14 protein-coding genes and 7 pseudogenes are annotated in these 23,726 nt (G+C 62.0%); 13 read left to right on the plus strand and 8 right to left on the minus strand.

All coding sequences use genetic code 11. From position 1 onward, the window contains the following. Positions 1–11: 11 nt before the first annotated feature. Entirely contained in the window at positions 12–896 is an 885-nt protein-coding gene (locus tag PspTeo4_RS23010; protein ID WP_322366138.1) for a 3-keto-5-aminohexanoate cleavage protein, read from the minus strand. 125 nt (positions 897–1,021) lie between these two features. Then, complete coding sequence (gene choX, locus PspTeo4_RS23015) at positions 1,022–1,966, minus strand: choline ABC transporter substrate-binding protein (protein WP_322366139.1); 945 nt, start codon at positions 1,964–1,966, stop codon at positions 1,022–1,024. Positions 1,967–2,113: 147 nt separating this feature from the next. On the opposite strand from choX, the gene PspTeo4_RS23020 reads away from it, so the two are divergent. Beyond that, entirely contained in the window at positions 2,114–3,058 is a 945-nt protein-coding gene (locus PspTeo4_RS23020) for a GlxA family transcriptional regulator (protein ID WP_322366140.1), read from the plus strand. 36 nt (positions 3,059–3,094) lie between these two features. Here PspTeo4_RS23020 and PspTeo4_RS23025 read toward each other — a convergent pair. Then, positions 3,095–3,495: pseudogene (locus PspTeo4_RS23025) on the minus strand (lysozyme inhibitor LprI family protein). A gap of 283 nt (positions 3,496–3,778) precedes the next feature. Between PspTeo4_RS23025 and PspTeo4_RS23030 the strand changes: the two are divergent. The 6 genes and pseudogenes from PspTeo4_RS23030 to PspTeo4_RS23055 all read left to right on the plus strand — a co-directional run bounded on the left by PspTeo4_RS23030 (position 3,779) and on the right by PspTeo4_RS23055 (position 11,630). Beyond that, positions 3,779–4,756, plus strand: a complete 978-nt coding sequence (locus tag PspTeo4_RS23030; RefSeq protein WP_322366141.1) for a dipeptidase — start codon at positions 3,779–3,781, stop codon at positions 4,754–4,756. A gap of 77 nt (positions 4,757–4,833) precedes the next feature. Continuing rightward, positions 4,834–5,364: a DUF5943 domain-containing protein gene (locus tag PspTeo4_RS23035; protein ID WP_054891724.1), complete on the plus strand. Its 531-nt coding sequence runs from the start codon at positions 4,834–4,836 to the stop codon at positions 5,362–5,364. A gap of 13 nt (positions 5,365–5,377) precedes the next feature. Further along, entirely contained in the window at positions 5,378–7,438 is a 2,061-nt protein-coding gene (dgcA, locus tag PspTeo4_RS23040; protein WP_322366142.1) for a dimethylglycine demethylation protein DgcA, read from the plus strand. A gap of 176 nt (positions 7,439–7,614) precedes the next feature. Continuing rightward, positions 7,615–9,566 (plus strand): annotated as a pseudogene (dgcB, locus tag PspTeo4_RS23045) (dimethylglycine demethylation protein DgcB). Next, positions 9,566–10,798, plus strand: a complete 1,233-nt coding sequence (locus tag PspTeo4_RS23050) for an electron transfer flavoprotein subunit alpha/FixB family protein (RefSeq protein ID WP_322366143.1) — start codon at positions 9,566–9,568, stop codon at positions 10,796–10,798. Before dgcB ends, PspTeo4_RS23050 begins: the two are co-directional and overlap by 1 nt. Positions 10,799–10,808: 10 nt before the next feature. Continuing rightward, the gene (locus tag PspTeo4_RS23055; RefSeq protein ID WP_322366144.1) at positions 10,809–11,630 is read left to right on the plus strand and encodes an electron transfer flavoprotein subunit beta; all 822 of its coding nucleotides are present in this window, start codon (positions 10,809–10,811) and stop codon (positions 11,628–11,630) included. A 256-nt stretch (positions 11,631–11,886) separates the two neighbouring features. Here PspTeo4_RS23055 and PspTeo4_RS23060 read toward each other — a convergent pair whose 3' ends face one another. Next, positions 11,887–12,105, minus strand: coding sequence for a cold-shock protein (locus PspTeo4_RS23060; protein ID WP_322366145.1), 219 nt, complete (start codon positions 12,103–12,105; stop codon positions 11,887–11,889). Between the two features lie 676 nt (positions 12,106–12,781). Here PspTeo4_RS23060 and PspTeo4_RS23065 point away from each other — a divergent pair. Continuing rightward, on the plus strand, positions 12,782–13,336 hold the full coding sequence (locus tag PspTeo4_RS23065; protein ID WP_322366146.1) for an RHS repeat-associated core domain-containing protein: 555 nt from the start codon (positions 12,782–12,784) through the stop codon (positions 13,334–13,336). 302 nt (positions 13,337–13,638) lie between these two features. Here PspTeo4_RS23065 and gbcA read toward each other — a convergent pair. Beyond that, positions 13,639–14,911: pseudogene (gbcA, locus tag PspTeo4_RS23070) on the minus strand (glycine-betaine demethylase subunit GbcA). 297 nt (positions 14,912–15,208) lie between these two features. On the opposite strand from gbcA, the pseudogene PspTeo4_RS23075 reads away from it, so the two are divergent. Continuing rightward, a pseudogene (locus PspTeo4_RS23075) lies at positions 15,209–16,288 on the plus strand (FAD-binding oxidoreductase); the annotation flags it as partial. Positions 16,289–16,460: 172 nt separating this feature from the next. Here the strand turns inward: PspTeo4_RS23075 and PspTeo4_RS30065 are convergent. Together PspTeo4_RS30065 and PspTeo4_RS30070 are read right to left on the minus strand one after the other, a co-directional pair. Continuing rightward, entirely contained in the window at positions 16,461–17,165 is a 705-nt protein-coding gene (locus PspTeo4_RS30065) for a methyl-accepting chemotaxis protein (RefSeq protein WP_416196972.1), read from the minus strand. A 124-nt stretch (positions 17,166–17,289) separates the two neighbouring features. Next, the gene (locus tag PspTeo4_RS30070) at positions 17,290–18,018 is read right to left on the minus strand and encodes an MCP four helix bundle domain-containing protein (protein WP_416196973.1); all 729 of its coding nucleotides are present in this window, start codon (positions 18,016–18,018) and stop codon (positions 17,290–17,292) included. Between the two features lie 343 nt (positions 18,019–18,361). Here PspTeo4_RS30070 and PspTeo4_RS23085 point away from each other — a divergent pair. The 3 genes and pseudogenes from PspTeo4_RS23085 (at position 18,362) to PspTeo4_RS23095 (ending at position 20,969) form a co-directional block, all read left to right on the plus strand. Then, positions 18,362–18,596 (plus strand): annotated as a pseudogene (locus tag PspTeo4_RS23085) (hypothetical protein). After that, a complete protein-coding gene (locus PspTeo4_RS23090) occupies positions 18,593–18,895 on the plus strand; it encodes a cell division protein ZapA (protein ID WP_023382769.1) in 303 nt (100 codons plus the stop codon). Before PspTeo4_RS23085 ends, PspTeo4_RS23090 begins: the two are co-directional and overlap by 4 nt. A gap of 136 nt (positions 18,896–19,031) precedes the next feature. Next, positions 19,032–20,969: pseudogene (locus PspTeo4_RS23095) on the plus strand (methyl-accepting chemotaxis protein). Between the two features lie 116 nt (positions 20,970–21,085). On the opposite strand, the pseudogene PspTeo4_RS23100 reads toward PspTeo4_RS23095, so the two are convergent. Continuing rightward, a pseudogene (locus tag PspTeo4_RS23100) lies at positions 21,086–22,125 on the minus strand (low specificity L-threonine aldolase). 339 nt (positions 22,126–22,464) lie between these two features. Here PspTeo4_RS23100 and PspTeo4_RS23105 point away from each other — a divergent pair. Beyond that, entirely contained in the window at positions 22,465–23,718 is a 1,254-nt protein-coding gene (locus PspTeo4_RS23105) for a serine hydroxymethyltransferase (RefSeq protein WP_322366147.1), read from the plus strand. Positions 23,719–23,726: the final 8 nt, after the last annotated feature.

A 23,726-nucleotide genomic window follows, 5' to 3' on the forward strand; every position in this document is an offset into this window, starting at 1 on the left:
TAGGGTCGGTATCAGCGGCGCTTGAGGTTCATTTTTGCCCGGCCTTCTGCCGGGGTGAGCACGCGGGCGCCCATGCGGGTGATGATTTCGGCTGCCCGCTCGACCAGTTGGCCGTTGCTGGCCAGCACGCCACGGTCCAGGTAGAGGTTGTCTTCCAGGCCCACGCGCACGTTGCCGCCGAGCAATACCGCCTGCGCGGCCATGGGCATCTGCATGCGGCCAATGCCGAAGCCAGCCCAGGTGACGTTGGCGGGCAGGTTGTCGACCATCGCCTTCATGGTGGTGGTGTCGGCCGGCGCGCCCCATGGGATGCCCAGGCACAGCTGGAACAGCGGGTCGTCGAGCAGGCCCTCTTTCATCATCTGCTTGGCGAACCACAGGTGGCCGGTGTCGAAGATTTCCAGTTCGGCCTTTACGCCCAGTTCGGTGATGCGTTTGGCGCCGGCGCGCAGTTGAGCGGGGGTGGAAACGTAGATGGCGTTGCCGTCACCGAAGTTGAGGGTGCCGCAGTCGAGTGTGCAGATTTCCGGGAGCAGAGCCTCGACATGGGCCAGGCGCTCCAGCGGGCCGATCAGGTCGGTGCCTGGGCCGAACTCCATGGGCGATTCGCCAGGGCCGATTTCCAGGTCGCCCCCCATGCCGGCGGTGAGGTTGACGATGATGTCCACATCGGCTTCGCGAATACGCTCCATGACTTCGCGGTAGAGGTTCACGTCGCGGCTGAAGCGGCCAGTCTCTGGGTCGCGGACGTGGCAGTGGACCACGGTGGCGCCGGCTTTGGCGGCTTCGATGGCGGATTCGGCGATCTGCTTGGGCGTGACCGGGACCAGGTGGCTCTTGGCAACGGTGTCGCCAGCGCCGGTGAGGGCGCAGGTGATGATGACGTCGTGGTTCATGGTGTGGTGTTCCTCGGGATGTTCGTGGTGGCCTTATCGCCGGCAAGCCGGCTCCCACAGGGTTTGCGCAGAACCCTGGTTCGGTGAGTACCTGTGGGAGCGGGTTTACCCGCGCAAGGGCCGAATCAGTTGGCGGTAAGGTTGAGGTTCTCGGCGGCCGGCTTGCCGTCGAAGGTGGTCACACCTTCAAGCCAGCGGGCCTTGTCCTCGGGGTGGTCTTTCAGCCACTGGCGGGCTGATTCCAGCGCATCCTTGTGGTCGAGCAGCGGCTGCGTCATGCGGCTCTCGTCCTCGGCGCTGAAGTTCAGGTTGGCCAGCAGGCGGTGGGCGTTGGGGCAGCGTTCGGCGTAGTCGGGTGCGGTGACGGTCCACACGGTGGCACGGCCTTCGTCTGGCCCCAGGGCATCCTGGCTGTCACCCAGGTAGACCATGTCGATGTTCACGTTCATCGGGTGCGGCGCCCAGCCGAAGAACACCACCGCTTCCTTGCGTCGCACGGCGCGGTCGACAGCGGCGAGCATGCCGGCCTCGCTGGACTCGACCAGTTGGAACTTGCCCAGGCCGAACTGGTTCTTGGCGATCATGGCCTTGATCTGGGTGTTGGCGCCCGAACCAGGCTCGATGCCGTAAATCTTGCCGCCCAGTTCTTTCTCGAACTTGTGGATGTCGGCGAAGCTTTTCAGGCCCTTGTCGGCCAGGTATTTGGGGACGGCCAGGGTGGCTCGTGCGTCTTCCAGGCTGGGCTTGTCGAGCACCTTGACCTGGTTGGCATCGACGAACGGGGTGATGGTCTGGGTCATGATCGGGTTCCAGTAACCCAGGAACATGTCCAGGCGTTTGTCGCGGATGCCGGCAAAGATGATCTGCTGCGAGGCACTGGTCTGCTTGGTCTGGTAACCCAGGCCATCGAGCAGCACTTGCGCCATGGCGCTGGTGGCGATGACATCGGTCCAGTTGACCACGCCGAGGCGCACGTTCTTGCAGGCTGCGGGCTCTGCGGCGTAAAGCGGGGTAACGAGGGTGCTGCTCAGGGCAAGGGACAACAGGCTGCGGCGGATCAAGCTGTGCATGGTGGCTCTCCAACGGCAGTGCATATTGTTATAGGGGCCGGTCTCTCTGGACCGTGTGCTTAAGCTACGCGGGTGGCACACTGGAAAATCGCACGCTGGCGACCAACACTTGCACCCAGGCGACCTGCCTCCATCAGAGAAACCTCGATGTCGCAAACAATCCAGTTCCTCCTGCTTCCAGGTTTTTCGGCCATGGGCTTCATCAGCGCGTTGGAGCCGCTGCGCGTGGCCAACCGCTTTCGAGGGCCGCAGTATCAGTGGCGGGTGCTGAGCCTGGACGGTGGCGCGGTGCAGGCGAGCAACGGCATGTCGGTCAATGCCGATGGGGCGCTGGGCGACGAGCCGCGCGGGCAGATGCTGCTGGTAGTGGCAGGGTTCGAACCGTTGGCGAGTTATGGTCCGGCCTTGCACCAGGCGCTACGGCGTCTGGACCATGAGGGAGTGATTCTGGGCGGCATCGACACCGGCGCCATGGTGCTGGCTGAGGCGGGCTTGTTGGATGGGCATCGGGCGACCTTGCATTGGGAGGCGCTGGAGGCCTTCAAGGAGCGTTATCCACGATTGCAGGCCACGCAGGAACTGTTCGAGATAGACCGCCGGCGAATTACCTGCGCGGGTGGCACCGCATCGATCGACCTGATGCTCGACCTCATCGGCCAGGCCCATGGAAGCGAGCTGGCGGTGCAGGTGTCCGAACAGTTCGTGCTGGGGCGTATCCGTCCGCGACAGGATCACCAGCGCATGCAGATAGCGTCGCGCTACGGCATCAACAACAAGAAGCTGGTGAAGGTGATTGGCGAGATGGAGCGCAACACCGAGCAACCGCTCAACACGCAAGTGTTGGCCGATGCGGTGCAGGTGACTCGTCGGCAGCTGGAGCGACTGTTTCGCCTGCACCTGGACGACACGCCCAGTGGCTTCTACCTGAGGTTGCGATTGGACAAGGCGCGGCAGTTGTTGCGTCAGACCGACATGAGCGTGCTGGAGGTAGGGGTGGCGTGCGGGTTCGAATCGGCGTCGTATTTCACCCGGTGTTATCGGGCAAGGTTTGAGCGGTGCCCGCGGGAGGACCGGCGGGCAGTGGTTGCTTAGGGCCGCTGCGCTGGGGCGCGAAGCGGTCCTGGGGTATTACTGCTGCCCAATGGACTGCAAGTACTCGGAGCGGTCATCGCTACGCTGCGCCACACAGGTATCCCACGCCGCCTGGAATGCTTTGCTGCCCGGCTTCTCGGCATAGGTCTCGACCTTGCAATCGGCATCGCGCAACTGCGTCCACAAGGTTTCCGCCGCCTGGAAGCGTGCGGTCAGGGCCTGCACCTTGTCGCCTTCATCCGGGTACTGGTCGCGGATACGCTGGATGAGATCATCGAACGCCGCCTGCAACTCCCGTTCTGCCGTCTGCTTGTTGAAGGCAGCGCATTCATAGGTCTGCTGGTCGTTTTCGACGTTGTCACACGGCGTGCTTTCTTCTTCGCCGGCGTGGGCGCCATCGCAAAGGCCATCAGAACCAGCCATGCCATTGATTTCATCCGTTTTCTCCTCAACCGGCTGACGAATCGCAGCGATTCTCGCTCAGCCCACGTCTGTGCGATAGCTCCTGACGAAATGTTCATAAAAGGCCGGCGAATGTCGTTATCGAGACTGGCTCTCATCGCCAGACGGCGCGCCAGAGCGTGCCATGTCGCGCATTGACGCTTTCGGCAAACCCCCTGTCGTTTTTGCATCGGGGCGCCTCGGGCTGCAGGCATATGCTGGCTCCAAAGCGCCGACACAAGGTTTGGCGCGAGCCAACTCAATAAAGGGGACAGCCTGATGAGCCCAGCCGAACTTCACGCCGACAGCATCGTCATCGACGGTCTGATCATTGCCAAGTGGAACCGCGAGCTGTTCGAGGACATGCGCAAAGGCGGGCTGACTGCGGCCAACTGCACGGTGTCGGTGTGGGAGGGCTTCAAGGCCACCGTCGACAATATCGCCGCCAGCCAGAAGCTGATTCGCGAGAACGGCGACCTGGTGATGCCGGTGCGCACCACCGCCGACATCCGCAAGGCCAAGGAGCTGGGCAAGACCGGCATTCTCTTCGGCTTCCAGAACGCCCATGCGTTCGAAGACCAGATCGCCTACGTGGACGTGTTCAAGCAACTGGGCGTAGGCATCGTGCAGATGTGCTACAACACCCAGAACCTGGTTGGCACCGGTTGCTACGAGCGTGACGGTGGCCTGTCGGGCTTCGGTCGCGAAATCGTCGCCGAGATGAATCGCGTCGGCATCATGTGCGACCTGTCCCACGTCGGCTCCAAGACCTCCGAGGAAGTCATCCTCGAGTCGAAAAAACCAGTCTGCTACTCCCACTGCCTGCCTTCCGGCCTGAAGGAGCACCCGCGCAACAAGTCGGACGAAGAGCTGAAGTTCATCGCCGACCACGGCGGCTTCGTCGGTGTGACCATGTTCGCACCGTTCCTGGCCAAGGGCATCGACTCGACCATCGACGACTACGCCGAGGCCATCGAGTACACCATGAACATCGTCGGTGAAGACGCCATCGGTATCGGTACCGACTTCACCCAAGGCCACGGCCAGGACTTCTTCGAGTACCTGACCCACGACAAGGGCTACGCCCGTCGCCTGACCAACTTCGGCAAGATCATCAACCCGCTCGGCATTCGCACTGTCGGCGAGTTCCCCAACCTCACCGAAACCCTGCTCAAGCGCGGCCATTCCGAGCGCGTGGTACGCAAGATCATGGGCGAGAACTGGGTCAACGTCCTCAAGGACGTCTGGGGCGAGTAAGCCGCTCTCCAAGCCTGATAGCCCCTGCCAGCAACGCCGGGGCACCCACATAAAAATTTTTATGGAGTTGAGTTTCCATGGCCAAGATCGCCCCGCAATTGCCAATCGAAGTCGACAGCGAGACCGGTGTCTGGACCAGCGACGCCCTGCCGATGCTGTACGTGCCGCGCCATTTCTTCGTCAACAACCACATTGGCATCGAGGAAGTGCTGGGCGCCGACGCCTACGCCGAGATTCTCTACAAGGCCGGCTACAAGTCCGCCTGGCACTGGTGTGAAAAAGAAGCCGAATGCCATGGCCTGGAGGGCGTGGCGGTGTTCGAGCACTACATGAAGCGCCTGTCCCAGCGTGGCTGGGGCCTGTTCGAGATCCAGGACATCGACCTGGATAAAGGCACCTGCAGCGTCAAGCTCAAGCACTCGGCCTTCGTGTACGTCTATGGCAAGTGCGGCCGCAAGGTCGACTACATGTTCACCGGCTGGTTCGCCGGCGCCATGGACCAGATTCTCGCTGCCCGTGGCAGCTCGATCCGCACCGTGGCCGAGCAGGTCTACGGCGGTTCGGAAGAAGGCCACGAAGATGGCCTGTTCGTTACAAAGCCGTTGTAAGTCGGAGAGCGTCATGGCATTCGAAGCAATGTTCCAGCCGATCCAGATCGGCAAACTGACCATCCGCAACCGCGTGCTCAGCACCGCGCACGCTGAGGTCTACGCTACCGACGGCGGCATGACGACCGACCGTTACGTGAAGTACTACGAAGAGAAGGCCAAGGGCGGTATCGGCCTGGCCATCTGCGGCGGCTCGTCGGTGGTGGCCATCGACAGCCCGCAGGAGTGGTGGTCGTCGGTCAACCTGTCCACCGACCGCATCATCCCGCACTTCCAGAACCTGGCTGACGCCATGCACAAGCATGGCGCCAAGATCATGATCCAGATTACCCACATGGGCCGTCGCTCGCGTTGGGACGGCTTCAACTGGCCGACCCTGATGTCGCCGTCGGGTATCCGCGAACCCGTACACCGCGCTACCTGCAAGACCATCGAGGTGGAAGAGATCTGGCGCGTCATCGGCAACTACGCTCAAGCCGCGCGTCGTGCCAAAGAGGGCGGCCTGGATGGCGTGGAACTGTCGGCCGTGCACCAGCACATGATCGACCAGTTCTGGAGCCCACGGGTCAACAAGCGTACCGACGAATGGGGCGGTACTTTCGAGGGCCGCATGAAGTTCGGCCTGGAAGTGCTCAAGGCAGTGCGCAAGGAAGTCGGTGACGACTTCTGCGTGGGCATGCGTATCTGTGGTGACGAGTTCCACCCCGATGGCCTGAGCCACGAGGACATGAAGCAGATCGCCGCGTACTACGACGCCACCGGCATGATCGACTTCATCGGCGTGGTCGGCTCGGGTTGCGACACCCACAACACCCTGGCCAACGTCATCCCGAACATGAGCTACCCGCCGGAGCCGTTCCTGCACCTGGCGGCCGGCATCAAGGAAGTGGTCAAGGTCCCGGTACTGCACGCGCAGAACATCAAGGACCCGAACCAGGCCACCCGTATTCTGGAAGGCGGCTACGTGGACATGGTCGGCATGACCCGCGCCCACATCGCCGACCCGCACCTGATCGCCAAGATCAAGATGGGCCAGGTCGACCAGATCAAGCAGTGCGTCGGTGCCAACTACTGCATCGACCGTCAGTACCAAGGCTTGGATGTACTGTGCATCCAGAACGCCGCGACCTCCCGTGAATACATGGGCGTGCCGCACATCATCGAGAAGTCCACCGGGCCCAAGCGCAAAGTCGTGGTGGTCGGTGCCGGCCCTGCCGGTATGGAGGCTGCGCGTGTGGCCGCCGAGCGTGGCCACGATGTGACCGTGTTCGAGAAGAAGGACCAGATCGGCGGGCAGATCACCATCGCCGCCAAGGCGCCGCAGCGTGATCAGATTGCCGGTATCACCCGCTGGTACCAGCTGGAGTTCGCACGCCTGAAGGTCGACCTGCGCCTGGGGACCGCTGCTGATGTGGACGCCATCCAGGACCTGCGCCCGGACATCATCGTGCTGGCAGTGGGCGGTCATTCGTTCCTTGAGCAGAACGAACACTGGGGCGCCGCCGAAGGGCTGGTGGTCAGCAGCTGGGACGTGCTCGACGGCAAGGTCGCGCCAGGCAAGAACGTGCTGGTGTACGACACCATCTGTGAGTTCACCGGCATGTCCGTGGCCGACTTCATCGCCGACAAGGGCAGCCAGGTAGAGATCGTCACCGACGACATCAAACCGGGTGTGGCCATGGGCGGCACGACCTTCCCGACCTACTACCGCAGCATGTACCCCAAAGAAGTGATCATGACCGGCGACATGATGCTGGAAAAGGTCTACCGCGAAGGCGACAAGCTGGTGGCGGTGCTGGAGAACGAATACACCGGCGCCAAGGAAGAGCGCGTGGTCGACCAGGTGGTGGTGGAAAACGGCGTGCGTCCTGACGAGCAGCTGTACTACGCGCTGAAGGAAGGTTCGCGCAACAAAGGCCAGATCGACATCGAGGCCCTGTTCGCGATCAAGCCGCAGCCGATCCTCAGCCAGCCGGGCGAAGGCTACCTGCTGTATCGCATCGGTGACTGCGTGGCCCAGCGCAACGTGCATGCGGCGATCTATGACGCCCTGCGCCTGTGCAAGGACTTCTGATCGATAACAGTCGTCGCTACTAAGCGCGGCTCCTGTGGGAGCGGGTTCACCCGCGAATGCGTCAGCCCAAGCAACATCGTTGTCTGATCTGACGCTTTCGCGGGTAAACCCGCTCCCACAGGGGCCAATCAATGCGCCAGGGCGGCGCAAGAATTCAGCTGTTGTGGGAGCCTCCCATGTTGAACACCCTTCTACCCATTCTGCTGTTCGCTGCCCTTGGCCTGGCAGTGCTCGGCGCCCTGCGCCGGGTGCGTATGTGGCGGCGTGGCCGGCCCTCCAAGGTCAATTTGATCGGCGGTCTGCTGGCCATGCCGCGACGCTACCTGGTGGACCTGCACCACGTGGTCGAGCGCGACAAGTACATGTCCAAGACCCACGTAGCCACCGCGGGCGGCTTCGTGCTGTCGGCTGTGCTGGCGATTCTGGTGCATGGCTTTGGCCTGCAAAGCAAGATCCTCGGCTACGCCTTGCTGGTGGCCACGGTGATCATGTTCAGCGGCGCCATTTTCGTCTTCAAACGCCGTCGCAACCCACCTGCGCGCCTCTCGAAGGGCCCGTGGATGCGTCTGCCGAAGAGCCTGCTGGCGTTCGCCGTCAGCTTCTTCATCGCCACCTTGCCGGTTGCCGGCATCCTGCCGGCCAACACCGGCGGCTGGGTTATGGTCGCGGTACTTGGCCTGGGCGTGCTGTGGGGCGTGTCGGAGCTGTTCTTCGGCATGACCTGGGGCGGCCCGATGAAACACGCCTTCGCCGGTGCCCTGCACCTGGCCTGGCACCGCCGCGCCGAACGCTTCGGCGGCGGCCGCTCGACTGGCCTCAAGCCGCTGGACCTGGAAGACCCCAACGCACCACTGGGTGTGAAAAACCGGTGGACTTCACCTGGAACCAGCTGCTCGGTTTCGATGCCTGCGTACAGTGCGGTAAATGTGAGGCGATGTGCCCGGCGTTCGCCGCCGGCCAGCCGCTGAACCCGAAAAAACTGATTCAGGACATGGTCATCGGCCTGGCCGGTGGTACCGACGCCCAGTTCGCCGGCAGCCCGTATCCGGGCAAGCCGATCGGTGAGCATGGCGGCCACCCGCACCAGCCGATCGTCAACGGCCTGGTCGACGCCGAAACGCTGTGGTCGTGCACTACTTGCCGCGCCTGCGTCGAGGAATGCCCGATGATGATCGAGCACGTCGATGCCATCGTCGACATGCGCCGCCACCTGACCCTGGAAAAGGGCGCGACCCCGAACAAGGGCGCCGCCGGTGCTGGACAACCTGATCGCCACCGACAACCCGGGCGGCTTCAACCCTGGCGGGCGGATGAACTGGGCGGCGGACCTGAACCTGAAACTGCTGTCGGACGTGAAAGCCACCGACGTGCTGTTCTGGGTGGGCGACGGTGCCTTCGACATGCGTAACCAGCGCACCCTGCGCTCGTTCGTGAAAGTACTCAAGGCCTCCGGTGTGGACTTCGCCGTGCTCGGCCTGGAAGAACGCGACAGTGGTGATGTGGCGCGTCGTCTGGGTGACGAAGCGACCTTCCAGCAGTTGGCCAAACGCAACATCCAGACCTTGGCCAAGTACAAGTTCCAGCGCATCGTCACCTGCGACCCGCACAGCTTCCATGTGCTGAAGAACGAATACGGCGCCCTGGGCGGTGAATACGAGGTGCAACACCACAGCACCTACATCGCCGAACTGATTGCCGAAAACAAGCTCAACCTCGGCCAGCACAAGGGCGGCAGCGTCACCTACCACGACCCGTGCTACCTGGGCCGCTACAACGGTGAATACGAGGCCCGCGTGCCGTGCTCAAGGCGTTGGGTATCGAAGTGCGCGAAATGGAACGCTCGGGCTTCCGCTCCCGCTGCTGCGGCGGTGGTGGCGGTGCGCCGATCACCGACATCCCGGGCAAGCAACGTATTCCGGACATGCGCATGGACGACATTCGCCAGACCGAGGCCGAACTGGTGGCGGTAGGTTGCCCGCAGTGCACGGCAATGCTCGAAGGTGTGGTTGAGCCACGCCCACAGATCAAGGACCTCGCCGAGCTGGTGGCTGATGTGCTGATCGAAGACGAAACTCCTGCGACCGCAAAGTCGCAAGCGGCCAAACGTGAACCTGCGGAGGTGCACTGATGAGCGACATCATCCGCCGCGACCCACGCGCCGAGTGGATCGCCCGTAACCGTCTGCATCCGCTGCACGCGGCGATGCAGACGCAGCAGACGAGCTGGATGGGGCCCAACGGCCTCATCCGCAAGAAACCCCATGCCATCGCCGCCGGTTTCATCGGCCCGGCCGGCCTCAAGCGCATCGACCGCAGCGGCGTCCAGCAAGGCACGGGAGTGGGTGGACGTCGCACTGCGGCCGCCGAAGTGCAATTGCCGCTGCACCAGGTGCCGGCCCCGGCGTTCTACATCGCCGTGGTGCCGGACATGGTCGGTGGCCGCCTGAGCAGCCACGACCGCGATCTGCTCGGGCTGGCTCACAGCCTGGCGGGCAGCGACGGTGCGGTGCTGGCGATCGTGTTTGGCGAACATAAGGAAAGCAACTTTTCCACAGCCGGCGTCGACCGCTTGCTGGTCATCGAGGGCGAGCAGTACGAAGGTTATGCACCGGAGCAGTTGGTGCAAGGGCTGCGGGCTGTGGATAACCAGTTCACCCCGCGTCACTGGCTGCTGCCCGACAGCCGCACTGGCGGCGGCGAACTGGGCCGGCGCCTTGGCGCGGCCCTGGGCGAACGCCCGGCGACGCGGGTCTGGCAGATCAAGGATGGCCAGTGCATCGGCCGCGCCGGTGCCGGCCAGCAGGACCTGCAGCGCGATGTCCCACGGTTGATTCTGGCCGCTGCAGAGTGCGCCGAGCCGGTCAGTGATACCCGCCACGAAGTGCTGCCAGTGGAGTTGTCCACAAGCGTTGCGCGCAGCCTTTCGCGTATCGAAGACCTGGGTTCGGTGGCGGTCGACCCGGCCACCATCGCCATGGCCGAGGCCGAGTTCATCGTCTCGGGCGGTAACGGCGTCAAAGACTGGGACCTGTATCACAAGGCTACGGCCGCCCTCGGCGCTACCGAAGGCGCCTCGCGGGTGGCGGTGGACGACGGCTTCATGCCGCGTAATCGCCAGGTGGGCGCCACTGGTACCTGGGTGACCGCGCGGGTCTACGTGGCTGTGGGTATCTCGGGCGCGATCCAGCACCTGCAGGGCATTGGTGCCTGCGACAAGGTGGTGGCGATTAACATGGACCCCGGCTGCGACATGATCAAACGGGCCGACCTGTCGGTGATTGGCGACAGCTCGGCGATTCTCAAGGCACTGATCGAGGCTGTGGACAACTTCCGCAGCGGCGGCCAGCGCGACGCGGCATAAGGGCACGAGCATGAGTACGAAAGTCATCAGCCTGGTTTCCATTGGTGCCCACCCCAGCTCTGGCCGCGCCCGTCGCGCCGAGCAGGATGCCCGTGCCGTCGAGCTAGGTTTGCAACTGGCTGGGGATAACTTGCAGGTTGTGCATGCCGGCGACCCTCGTGAGGAAGCATTGCGTGCCTACCTGGGCATGGGCCTGGATCATCTGGATGTGCTGGAGCAGCCGGCTGGCGCCGATGTGCTGGGCGTGCTGGGCGACTACCTGCGTGATGCTGGCGCCCAGTTGGTGCTGACCGGTAGCCAGGCCGAGACGGGTGAAGGGTCGGGGATGCTGCCGTTTCTGTTGGCTGAAAAGCTTGGCTGGCCGCTGGTGGTGGGGCTGGCTGAGGTCGAATCCATCGAGAATGGCACCGCCCAGGTGTTGCAGGCTCTGCCACGCGGTCAGCGTCGCCGGTTGAAGGTGCGTTTGCCGTTGCTGGCGACTGTGGATAACGCCGCGCCCAAACCGCGCCAAAGCGCGTTCGGCCCGGCGCGTCGGGGTGTGTTGGCGGCGCGTAACGTGGCGATTGTCGAAGACGAACTGCTGGCTGAGTCGGAGCTGCAGCCGGCGCGTCCGCGGCCCAAGCGGCTGAAGGTGATCAAGGCCAAAAGCGGTGCCGACCGGATGAAGGCGGCGACGGCCAAGGCCAGTGGTGGTGGGGGCAAGGTGCTCAAGGATGTTTCGCCTCAGGAAGGCGCCGAAGCGATTCTCAAGCTGTTGGTGGAGGAGGGGTTTTGCGCTGAATCCACCGGCCCATCGCCGCGGTTCGTCGCCACGAAAAGCCAGCTCCCATAGGTACTGCAGTGATCTCAGGATTGGCGCGGTCCATGTGGGAGCAACTGTTTTGAGTTGCCTGTACCGGCCTCATCGCCGTCAAGCCGGCTCCCACAGGTACTGCAGCGATCTCAGGATTGGCGCGGTCCATGTGGGAGCCACTGTCTTGAGTTGCCTGTACCGGCCTCATCGCCGGCAAGCCGGCTCCTACACGTACTGCAATGATCTTGAGGTCGTCGCGGTCCATGTGGGAACCGGCTTGCCGGCGATGGGGCCCTCAATGTTGCTCCCGCATCACATTGAACGCCCAACAACCCACCCCATCCAACACCGGCTCGAACGACACTCGCTCTCCCGCCCGCAGCCTGGCCTTGCCAGCCTCCATGATCGCGAGTCGTGTCACGAAGTAGTCCAGGTCTTCCCCCTCGCTGCTGATCACCCCCATCCCATGGCCTTCGTGGAACCACTTTACGGTACCCAACAGACGACTGTGCATAAGTGCCCTCACACCGATGCCTGAACAGTACCTTCACTTAATCACGGCCAACACTTCGCTAAAACTGGCAGAAATATCAGGTGTGCGCCTTGTTTTGCCCACGGATTCTGTTCGCCAAGGTGTGGATAAAGTGTTTGCGCATTGCTGCAGGCCTTGTTTGCCAAGGCGTACAGAGTTCTGTTCAAAAACTGATCAGAGAATGAGTAGCCAGCTGAACCACGATTCGTCTTCCGGCACCTTTAATTGCCCACATTTGTCGTGAACCGCTCTGTGGATAATATGTTCATCATGCGCTACAGGGCGCGTGAATAAAGGGTTTTAACGAGTTGGTCATAAAATGATCAAATTCAGAGAATCTTTCAGATTTCTCCGTAAATCAGGCATTTGATGGGTTTATCAACAGGCCGCTGGGAGCATGATAAGCATTGCTCACAATCTCTGTGAGTGGTCCTGTGGACAAGATGTTTGAAGGCTGCTGTAGCCTTAGAGAATCGTGCGGTTGAGCTGTTCGGTCAAATTTTGATCAGTTTTGAAAGGATCTAGTTGCAGACGGCATGCGGGCCGCGAATAGTGCTTCCTGGTGAGCCTGTGGATAACCCTTCTCCCTAGCAGTTTTGCCAGTTTTTGAAGGCGTGAAGGCGGGATAGGCTGCTGGCTTGTCCACGAGGGGGGCTCCATGCCAGCAATCAACTGCACTCATCCTTGCTCCTTTTCGGCGAGCCGCTATTCACCCTATGGTTACCTGTCGGCAACGAGTGACCACCTGCTTGCATTCAATGGTGAGCGGCGTGACCCGTTCACGGGTTGTTATCACCTGGGGAATGGACATCGCGTCTACAGCCCCTCGCTCATGCGCTTTCATTCACCTGATAAGCTCAGCCCATTCGACATTGGTGGTCTGAATGCTTATGCCTACTGCCTTGGTGACCCCATCAATCACCGAGACCCCACTGGAAAGTCCGTAAAAGACGATTTGCTGCCAATAATGCTGGGGATATTCAACGTGCTCAGCCTGTTCTCCAGTTTCCTGAAATTCAAGTCGATGTGGCAGGACAGGAAGTTGACATCGGCGGTTGGGGGTTCCTGCGAGCCGTACAGGCGTATTGACCTACAACACCCCGGAACTACCAATTTCCAAGCCAACGCGCCAGGCCTGGGTGTTGACTTCGCTCAATGCGACCAACGCATTAGGGGGGCTGGCGTCCTCGGTCGCCAGTGTGATCGAGCCTGAAAGCGATGTTTATCTGTGGTTTGCAGTGGGGCTGACCTCAATCAGGTTTCTTTCCGCTAGCGGTGAACTCTGGCAGCTGTACAAAGACAGGCACCGAATCCGGTACCCGATCAGTCAGCTTGAAATGAGGCAGCTGCAGAGCCCGCCGCAACTTAGGCGTGATGTAGCCGTGCGTTCGAGCGCAGCAAACATCCGTGATTCTTGGCCACACACGTGATTTATGAACGTTCGGCAATCAGATCGCCTGCCTTGCCGGGCACGGCAAGGCAGGCGAGCGATTCTTTACTGCGCCTGAACTTCCTTCAGATAAGGCGCCGGCTCCGCCCCAGGTTCGCCAACACCCGTTGGCTATACCAGTCAATGAAGTTCACCACGCCAAACTCATAAGTCTTTGAGTAAGGCCCAGGCTGGTAAGCCGTGGAGTTGATGCCACGCTGGTTCTCTTCCGCCAGACGACGGTCCTGATCGTTGGTGGCGTCCCACACCTTACGCATCTGCTCGGGGTCGTAGTCCACGCCTTCCACGGCATCCTTGTGCACCAGCCATTTGGTGGTGACCATGGTTTCCTGGGCGCTGATCGGCCACACGGTGAACACGATCATGTGGTCGCCCATGCAGTGGTTCCACGAGTGCGGCAGGTGCAGGATGCGCATCGAGCCCAGGTCTGGGTTCTGGATGCGGCCCATCAGCTTCTTGCACGCCTGCTTGCCGTCCATGGTCATCGACACGGTGCCCTTGAGCAGCGGCATACGCACGATGCGGTTACGCAGGCCGTGGCTTTTGTGCAGGTACGGGATCTTCTCGGCTTCCCAGGCGGCGGCGGAAGCGGCCACGTGGTCCTTGAAGGACTGGTCGGCGCGTGGGTCGTTGGTGTCGTCCCACTCCAGCAGGGTTTTCAGCAGCTCAGGGTGCGAACCGTTGCAGTGGTAGCACTCGCGGTTGTTTTCCAGCACCAGTTTCCAGTTGGCTTTTTCCATCAAGGTGGTCTGCACCGCCACCTTGGTGTTTTCCATGTCGTACGGTTCCATGTAGTGGTCCAGGGTGGCCAGGAACTCGTCGATGGCGGGTGGGTTTTCCGCCAGGCTGATGAAGATGTAGCCGCCGGCGACCTTAACACTCACAGGCTTGAGGCCGTACTGCTTCATGTCGAAGTCGGCACCCATTTCGGTGCCGGCGAACAGCAGGCGACCATCCAGCTCGTAGGTCCACTGGTGGTACGGGCAAACCAGCTTGGCCACCTTGCCCTTGTCGCTGGTGCACAGGCGCGAGCCGCGGTGACGGCAGACGTTATGGAAGGCGTGCACCTTACCCTCGGCGCCACGGATCACGATGATCGGGTTCTTGCCGATCTGCAGGGTCAGGAAGTTGCCCTTGGTCGGGATCTCGCTGACAAGCCCCGCGATCAGCCACTTCCTTGTGGAAGATCTCCTGCATGTCGATCTGGAACAGACGCTCGTCGGTGTAGAAAGGCTGGGGCAGCGAGTAGGTGCGCTCGCGGGTTTGCAGCATCTCGGCGGTGGCCTTGCGTGCAGGTTCCAGTGGATCGCCCAGGCTCAGGGTTGCGGTGACGTCCATCGTGTATTCCTCGGGGCCGTGTGCGGCCGGCAAAAGGTGGCTAATCGTTGTTGTGGTGCCGCAAGGCTGCTCTTCAAGAAACAGCATGTTGTTTTGCCGTGGAGTGTGCGTCTGAAGCCGTCACGAACCGTATCCATGGGCGACATGGCCGATTCGAATTCCGACGCGCCAACCCCTTGTAGTGCGGGGCTGGTCGCGATAAGCACGCCGATGTCGCTGATGGGAATGTACTTCGTGCGCAGCTTGCGCATTATCGGAGCCATAACAAGGGCCATTAGTCGGCCGCTGGAGATGAACATGTCCGATACATTCCTTAATCCGGTCACCACCCAGACCTGGGCCAACGGCCGCCACATCGTGCGCTGCGTCAAGGTCATCCAGGAGACCTGGGACGTGCGCACCTTCTGCTTCATGGCAGACCAGCCGATCATGTTCTTCTTCAAGCCCGGGCAGTTCGTGACGCTGGAGCTTGAAATCGAAGGCAAGCCGGTGATGCGTTCCTACACCATCTCCAGCTCGCCATCGGTGCCGTACAGCTTCTCGATCACCGTCAAGCGCGTGCCGGGCGGCCTGGTGTCCAACTTCTTGCACGACACCATGCACGAAGGTGCCGAGCTGCCGGTGCACGGCCCGGTGGGCCTGTTCAACGCCATCGACTTCCCGGCGCCGAAGGTGCTGTACCTGTCGGGCGGTGTGGGCATTACCCCGGTGATGTCGATGGCGCGCTGGTTCTACGACACCAACGCCAACGTCGACATGGTGTTCGTCCACAGCGCCCGCTCGCCGAAGGACATCATCTACCACCGCGAGCTGGAGCAGATGGCCTCGCGCATCCCCAACTTCAGCCTGCACATCATCTGTGAGAAGCACGGCCTGGGCGAGCCTTGGGCGGGATACCGCGGCTACCTGAACCAGCGCCTGATGGAGCTGATCGCCCCGGACTACATGGACCGAGTGGTGTTCTGCTGTGGCCCGACGCCATACATGAGCGCGGTCAAGCGCATGCTCGAAGCGGTGGGCTTCGACATGAAGAACTATCACGAAGAGTCGTTCGGCGCGACGCCGGCAGAGGCCAAGGCCGACGCGGTCGAGCATGCCGAGCAGGCCGCCGATGCGCCGGAAGTGGACGCCTCGGACCTGCACCTGGTGGAGTTCGTCGGCAGCGACAAGAGCATCCGCATCGCCCCGGGCGAGACAGTGCATGCAGCAGCGGCGAAGGTCGGGCTGATGATTCCCAAGGCCTGCGGCATGGGTATTTGCGGCACCTGCAAGGTGCTCAAGCTCGGCGGCGAGGTGGACATGGACCACAACGGCGGGATTACCGAGGAAGACGAAGCCGAGGGCTACATCCTGTCGTGCTGCAGTGTGCCGAAGGGGATGTGCGGATCGAGTACTGATCCGGGAATGTATGGGGCTGCTCTGCAGCCCATCGCAGGCTGCGCCAGCTCCCACGAGCATGGCGCCTTCGGAACATTGGATGCCGATCCAAAATTTACATACCGTGGGAGCTGGCGCAGCCTGCGATGGCCGCCAAGCGGCCCCAGCTTTCTCAAGTACGGAACCGCGCCACCAGCCCATTCAAATCGACCGCCAGACGCGACAGCTCGGCACTTGCCGCGCTGGTCTGATGCGCCCCGGTCGCGCTCTGTACCGACAGGTCATTGATGTTGACCAGGTTGCGGTCCACCTCCCGCGCCACCTGAGCCTGCTCTTCCGCCGCGCTGGCAATCACCAGGTTCCGCTCGTTGATCTGCGCCACCGCTCCGGCAATGGTGTCCAGCGCCATACCGGCGCCACGGGCGATGTTCAGGGTCGACTCGGCGCGCTCAGTGCTGGTTCGCATCGAGTCCACTGCTTCTTCGGTACCGCCCTGAATGCTGCCGATCATCCGCTCGATTTCACTGGTCGATTGCTGGGTGCGATGGGCCAACGCACGCACTTCGTCCGCCACCACCGCAAAACCACGTCCAGCCTCACCCGCACGGGCCGCCTCGATGGCCGCGTTCAGCGCCAGCAGATTGGTCTGGTCGGCCAGACCACGGATCACATCCAGCACCTTGCCGATGTCGCGAGACTGCTCGGCCAGGTGGGTGATCAGCTTGGCAGTGGCCTGTACATCGCCACTCATGCGTTCGATGGCGCCGACGGTTTCCATCACCAGGTCACGGCCATCGCCGGCTGAACGGCTGGCCTCGCTGGAGGCTTCCGACGTGCTGACCGCGTTGCGCGCCACTTCTTCCACAGCGCTGGTCATTTCGGTGACGGCGGTGGCGGCTTGTTCGATTTCGTTGTTCTGCTGTTGCAGGCCACGGCGCTTTCGTCAGTGACGCTGTTCAACTCTTCCGCAGCAGAAGCTAGCTGGGTGGCGGAGCCAGCAATCAGATGCAGGGTGTCGCGTAGCTTGTCTTGCATGCGCGCCATGGCCCGCAGCAGGCGGGCGCTTCGTCGGTGCCCTCGGCGCGGATGGTGTGTGTCAGGTCGCCGTCGGCAACCTGTTCGGCAGCCTTGAGCGCTTCGTCGATTGGTTTGACGATGCTGCGGGTCAGCAGGAAGGCGCAGAGGAAGGTCAGCACGGTAGCGGCAATAAGCAAGCCGATCACCAGGGCGAACGCCGCGGCGTACTGGCTGGCCGCCGTTTCGTTGGTCGCGCGGGTTTGATCGGTGTTGATCTGCACCAGGGTGTCCATGACCTTGTTGATCTGCTCGGAGTTGGCCAGCAGGTCACGGTTGAGCAGGTCACGCAGTTCATCGGTACGGTCGGCCTGGCTCAGGCTGCGCATGCGCGCTTCGAGTTGGCGGTACTGGTTGAGCAGTTGCGTGTACTGGTCGAACGCAGCCTGTTCGTCGGGCGCGCCGATCATCGGCTCGTAGGCACGTCGGGCTTGGTCGATCTGGGTGTTGCGCTGGTCCAGCAGGGCGAAGGTATCGCGCTGGGTTTCCGGCTCGCGGTTGAGCAGCAGACGGTAGGAGAGGGTGCGCAGGCGCAGGTTGAGAGCGGTCAGTTCGTCGAGGGTCTTGATACTCGGCACGCTGATGTTTTCGATGGCGATGCCGGCCTGGCGAATGTTGCCCATCTGGATGAGCGAGAAAACACCAAGGCCAAGCATCAGCAGGCCGATAAGGGCGAACCCGAGCAACGCTCGGGGGCGATATTCATGTTGCGTAGGGACATTTCAAGAGAGTCCGGTCGAAGAGAATGGAAGCGCGGTCCGTGCGACAAAATATGACTTGCCTGTCTATCGGTCGTGACCGGGCAGTCTTGAGTTCGACTAAAGAATTTTGTGAGGTAGCTAACTATTTTCCTGACCGGCGGTTGACCCAGGTCGGAACAAGGTGCCGTTTACCCTGTCAATCTGACCAGGTAATTGCCTTACGAATCCGATATTTAATGGCGAGGGTTCGCGCTTTTCTTTATCGTGTGCGCCCTTTGCAACAACCCGAGATAGCCCCATGCATGCTGGAAGCCTCCTGAATCAACTCGAGCAACTGGTCAGCGACCTGATGCAGAAAAACGCTCAACTCACCGAGCAGAACACCGCCCTCGGCAGGTGAACTGGCCCAGGCCAAGGAAGAAAACGAGACCCTGCAGCTGTCGCTGATGGAGCAGGAAGAGAAGAATGGCGCTACCGCAGCCCGTATCCAGGCGCTGGTTGAGCGCGCCAGCGCAGGTGCCGTAAGCGCATGAGACTGCAAGCGCAGCCGATCAATGTCGTGTCGATCCTTGGCAACGACTATTCGATCAAGGCGCCCGAAGGCCAGGAGGAAACCCTGGCGCAAGCCGTGCGGATGCTCAACACCGCGTTGGCTGAAACCAAGCGTCAGTACCCGACCCTGATCGGTGACAAGCTGCTGGTGCTGGCGGCCCTGAACCTGTGTTCCAAGCAGGTCGAGCTGCAGCGCGAACATCAGCAGACCCTCGAGCGTACCCAGGCGCAGATCGACGCCACGGTGGACGCCATCGTTCGGACCATCGCCGAACAATAAAAGCTGAACGCAATCCCTGTGGGAGCGGGTAAACCCGCTCCCACAGGATCCGCGTTGTTGTTTCAGATCACTGGAATAACTGGATACGTAAGTGTATACACTTCCTCCAAAACAATAATTGGCGGGGAGCAGGGGCATGCGTATCTGGCGGGGCAGTATCCAGTGGCAGTTGATTGCAAGCATGGGCGCGGCCCTGCTCGCGAGCATCCTCGTGGTGGTGGCGATTTACACGGTGGCGCTCAATCGCCTGACCGAGCGTTACCTGGTCGACACGGCATTGCCGGCCAGCATCGAGGCCATTCGCAACGATATCGAGCGCATGCTCGGCCAACCGCTGACTGCAGCAGCGGATATCGCTGGCAACACCTTGTTGCGCGACTGGCTCGCTGCCGGTGAAAACCCCGCCGAAGCCTGCCGCGCTTCATCGAGTACCTTGAGGCTGCCAAGCAGCGCAACCGCGCCTTCACCACCCTGTTCGCCTCAACCGAAACCGGCCACTACTACAACGAGAAGGGCCTGGACCGCACTCTTAGCCGCGACAATCCGAAGGACAAGTGGTTCTACGGCTACATCGACAGCGGCGCCGAGCGCCTGATCAATATCGACATCGACGGCTCCACCGGGGAGTTGGCGCTGTTCATCGATTACCGCGTGGAAAAGAACGGTCAACTGGTGGGCGTGGCGGGCATGGGCCTGCGCATGACCGAGTTGTCGAAGCTGATCCATGACTTCAGCTTCGGCGAGCATGGCCGGGTGATGTTGGTGCGTAACGATGGCTTGATTCAGGTTCATCCGCAGAACGAATTCAGCGGTAAGCGCCAGCTCACTGACCAGGTTGGCAGCGACGCCGCCAAGGCAGTAATGGCCGCGGGCGACAGTCTGCGCAGCACTCGTTTCCAGCGTGATGGCGAGGGCTACCTGGCCCTCGGCTTGCCCCTGCGCGACCTGAACTGGACGTTGGTGGCCGAAGTGCCGGAAGCCGAGATCTACGCTCAAGCACGCGAGGCCGTGTGGCTGACCAGTCTGATTGGTGGCGGTGTGGCGCTGGTCTCATTGCTGTTGGTGGTGCTGTTGGCGCGTGGGCTTGTGCGGCCTATCCGCCAGGTCACAGCAGCACTGATGCAGATCGGCAGTGGCGCAGGCGATCTCAGCCACCGTCTGGATGACTCGCGCAAGGATGAACTGGGCGACCTGGCCCGTGGTTTCAACCGCTTTCTCGACAGCCAGCGCTCGCTGATCGGCGAAGTGCTGCGCACCACCGAGCGTCTGCACCTTGCAGTGGAACAAGTGACTCAGGTGGTGGACAACACCGCCGAGCGTTCGGGGCGCCAGCAGGAGATGACCGAGATGGTCGCGACTGCCGTGCATGAAATGGGACTGACCGTGCAGGACATTGCCCGCAATGCCGGCGATGCTGCCCAGGCGTCCCAGTCGGCACGTGACGAAGCCTCGCTAGCGCGCGAGGTGGTGCGCAAGTCGATCCAGGGTATCGAGGGTATGTCCGGCGACATCGGCAAGGCAGCGGATGCGGTAGCGCAATTGGCCGATGAAGTAGCCTCGATCGATGAAGTTCTAGCGGTTATCCGCAGTATTTCCGAACAGACGAACCTGCTGGCGCTGAACGCTGCCATTGAAGCGGCACGGGCAGGAGATGGGCCGTGGTTTCGCGGTGGTTGCCGATGAGGTGCGTACTCTGGCGCGGCGTACGCAGGTGTCCACGGACGAAGTGCAGCAAATGATCCAGCGCCTCAAGCAGGGCGCGGGCATGGCCGTGAGTTCGATGCAGGCCGGGCAGCAGGCGACGGGTAGCGGTGTGGAGTCCAGCCAGCGTACCGGGGCATCGCTGGGCGCGATTACCGATCAGGTCGAGCACATCAGCGACATGAACCATCAGGTCGCCACGGCGACCGAGGAGCAATCGGCGGTGACCGAGGAGATCAACCGGACGGTGCAGGGGATTTCTGATTTGGCCAGGGAAACGGCGGCGGAGGTGCAGGGCTGCCGGGAGGAATGTCAGGCTTTGCGTGGGTTGGCCGATGATTTGGCGCGGCAGATGGGCGGGTTCAAACTCTAGGGCGTGGGCGAGCGCTTTGCGCTCGAATCGCCGGCAAGCCGGCTCCCACAAGTAAAGCGCCGGGCTAGAAGTCAGCGCCAACCTGTGGGAGCCGGCTTGCCGGCGATTGCTGTCTGTCAGGCGCCGAAGATCGCGCGGATATCCGCCGCCAGCTCCCGCACCCGCGCCTCCTGGGTGTCCCACGAGCACATGAACCGCGCGCCACCGCTACCAATGAAGGTATAGAACCGCCAACCTTTATTGCGCAGCGCTTCGATCGCGTGCTCTGGCATCTGCAGGAACACCCCGTTGGCCTCAACCGGGAACATCAGCTCCACACCTGGCAAGTCACTCACCAGCGAAGCCAGCAACTGCGCGCAGTGGTTGGCGTGCTTGCCATGGCGCAACCAGGCGCCATCTTCCAGCAGCCCTACCCACGGCGCGGACAAAAAGCGCATTTTCGAGGCCAGTTGCCCGGCCTGCTTGCAGCGGTAGTCGAAGTCTTCGGCCAGGGCGCGATTGAAGAACAGGATCGCCTCACCGACGGCCATGCCGTTCTTGGTGCCGCCAAAGCACAGCACATCGACACCGGCCTTCCAGGTCAGTTCGGCCGGCGAGCAACCAAGGAACGAGCAGGCGTTGGTGAAGCGCGCGCCGTCCATGTGCAGGTTCAGGCCCAGCTCCTTGCAGGTGGCGCTGATCGCCTTGAGTTCATCAGGGCGATAAACGGTGCCTACTTCCGTGGCCTGGGTGATGGTGACCACGCGAGGCTTGGGGTAGTGGATGTCCTGGCGTTTGAGGGCGACTTCGCGGATCGATTGCGGCGTCAGCTTGCCGTTCACGCTGGGTGCGGTCAGCAGTTTGGGCCGTTGGAGAAAAACTCCGGCGCGCCGCATTCGTCGGTCTCGACGTGGGCGGTCTCGGAGCAGATCACGCTGTGGTAGCTCTGGCACAAAGAGGCCAGGGCCAGGGAGTTGGCGGCGGTGCCGTTGAAGGCGAAGAACACTTCGCAGTCGGTTTCGAACAGGTTGCGGAAGTATTCCGAGGCGCGCTCGGTCCACTGGTCGTCGCCGTAGGCGCGTTCGTGGCCCTGATTGGCCTTGGCCATGGCGGCCCAGGCTTCGGGGCAGATGCCGGAATAGTTGTCGCTGGCGAATTGTTGGCTGTTATCTGTCATGACACGGTCCTGTGAACGACGCAGAACAGCACTCTAAACCATCGATTCGGCAGTTGCCTATACAAGCTGTGCATACATTGATTTCAGTGCTGTCTGGGCTGGACCTATCGCCGGCAAGCCGGCTCCCACAGGGATTTCACAAGGCTTGGGGCAGTGCAATTGTTGTGGGAGCCGGCTTGCCGGCGATTGGAGCCAGAGAACCCTCTGCAAAACGAATGTCGTAAACGCGCCATTGCAAGGCGTGCGCAGGCATCTGACCCACCCCGGCCAGTCATACCATCGGCACAAAGGGCCACAGTGCCCTACAGACAAGAAACGATCGCTGCCGGGAGAAACAAGATGTTCAGCAAGCAAGACCAGATCCAGGGTTATGACGACGCACTGCTGGCGGCGATGAATGCCGAGGAACAGCGCCAGGAAGATCACATCGAGCTGATCGCCTCGGAGAACTACACCAGCAAGCGCGTGATGCAGGCCCAAGGCAGCGGCCTCACCAACAAATACGCCGAAGGCTACCCAGGCAAGCGCTACTACGGCGGCTGCGAGCACGTCGACAAAGTCGAAGCCCTGGCCATCGAGCGCGCCAAGCAGCTGTTCGGCGCTGATTACGCCAACGTCCAGCCGCACTCCGGCTCCTCGGCCAACGGCGCGGTCTACCTGGCTCTGCTGCAAGCCGGTGACACCATCCTGGGCATGAGCCTGGCCCACGGCGGCCACCTGACCCACGGCGCCAAAGTGTCGTCCTCGGGCAAGCTGTACAACGCCGTTCAATACGGTATCAACACCGACACCGGCCTGATCGACTACGACGAAGTCGAGCGCCTGGCCGTCGAGCACAAGCCGAAAATGATCGTTGCCGGCTTCTCGGCCTACTCCAAGACCCTCGACTTCCCACGCTTCCGCGCCATCGCCGACAAAGTGGGCGCACTGCTGTTCGTCGACATGGCCCACGTTGCCGGCCTGGTCGCCGCGGGTCTGTACCCCAACCCGATTCCATTCGCCGACGTGGTCACCACCACCACCCACAAGACCCTGCGCGGTCCACGTGGCGGCCTGATCCTGGCCAAGTCGAACGAAGAGATCGAGAAGAAGCTCAACGCCGCAGTATTCCCAGGCGCCCAAGGCGGCCCGCTGATGCACGTCATCGCCGCCAAGGCCGTTTGCTTCAAGGAAGCGCTGGAGCCTGAGTTCAAGGCCTACCAGAAACAAGTCATCGAAAACGCCCAGGCAATGGCCCAGGTGTTCGTCGACCGCGGCTACGACGTGGTCTCTGGTGGCACCGACAACCACCTGTTCCTGGTCAGCCTGATTCGCCAAGGCCTGACCGGTAAAGATGCCGACGCCGCCCTGGGCCGCGCTCACATCACCGTCAACAAGAACGCCGTACCGAACGACCCACAGTCGCCGTTCGTCACCTCTGGCCTGCGCATCGGTACCCCGGCCGTCACCACCCGTGGCTTCAAGGTTGCCCAGTGTGTGGCGCTGGCCGGTTGGATCTGCGACATCCTCGACAACCTCGGCGACGCCGACGTCGAAGCCGATGTGGCGAAGAACGTCGCCGCCCTGTGCGCCGACTTCCCTGTTTACCGCTGAGTGGAGTA

It is taken from the genome of Pseudomonas sp. Teo4, assembly GCF_034387475.1.
Classification (GTDB): domain Bacteria; phylum Pseudomonadota; class Gammaproteobacteria; order Pseudomonadales; family Pseudomonadaceae; genus Aquipseudomonas.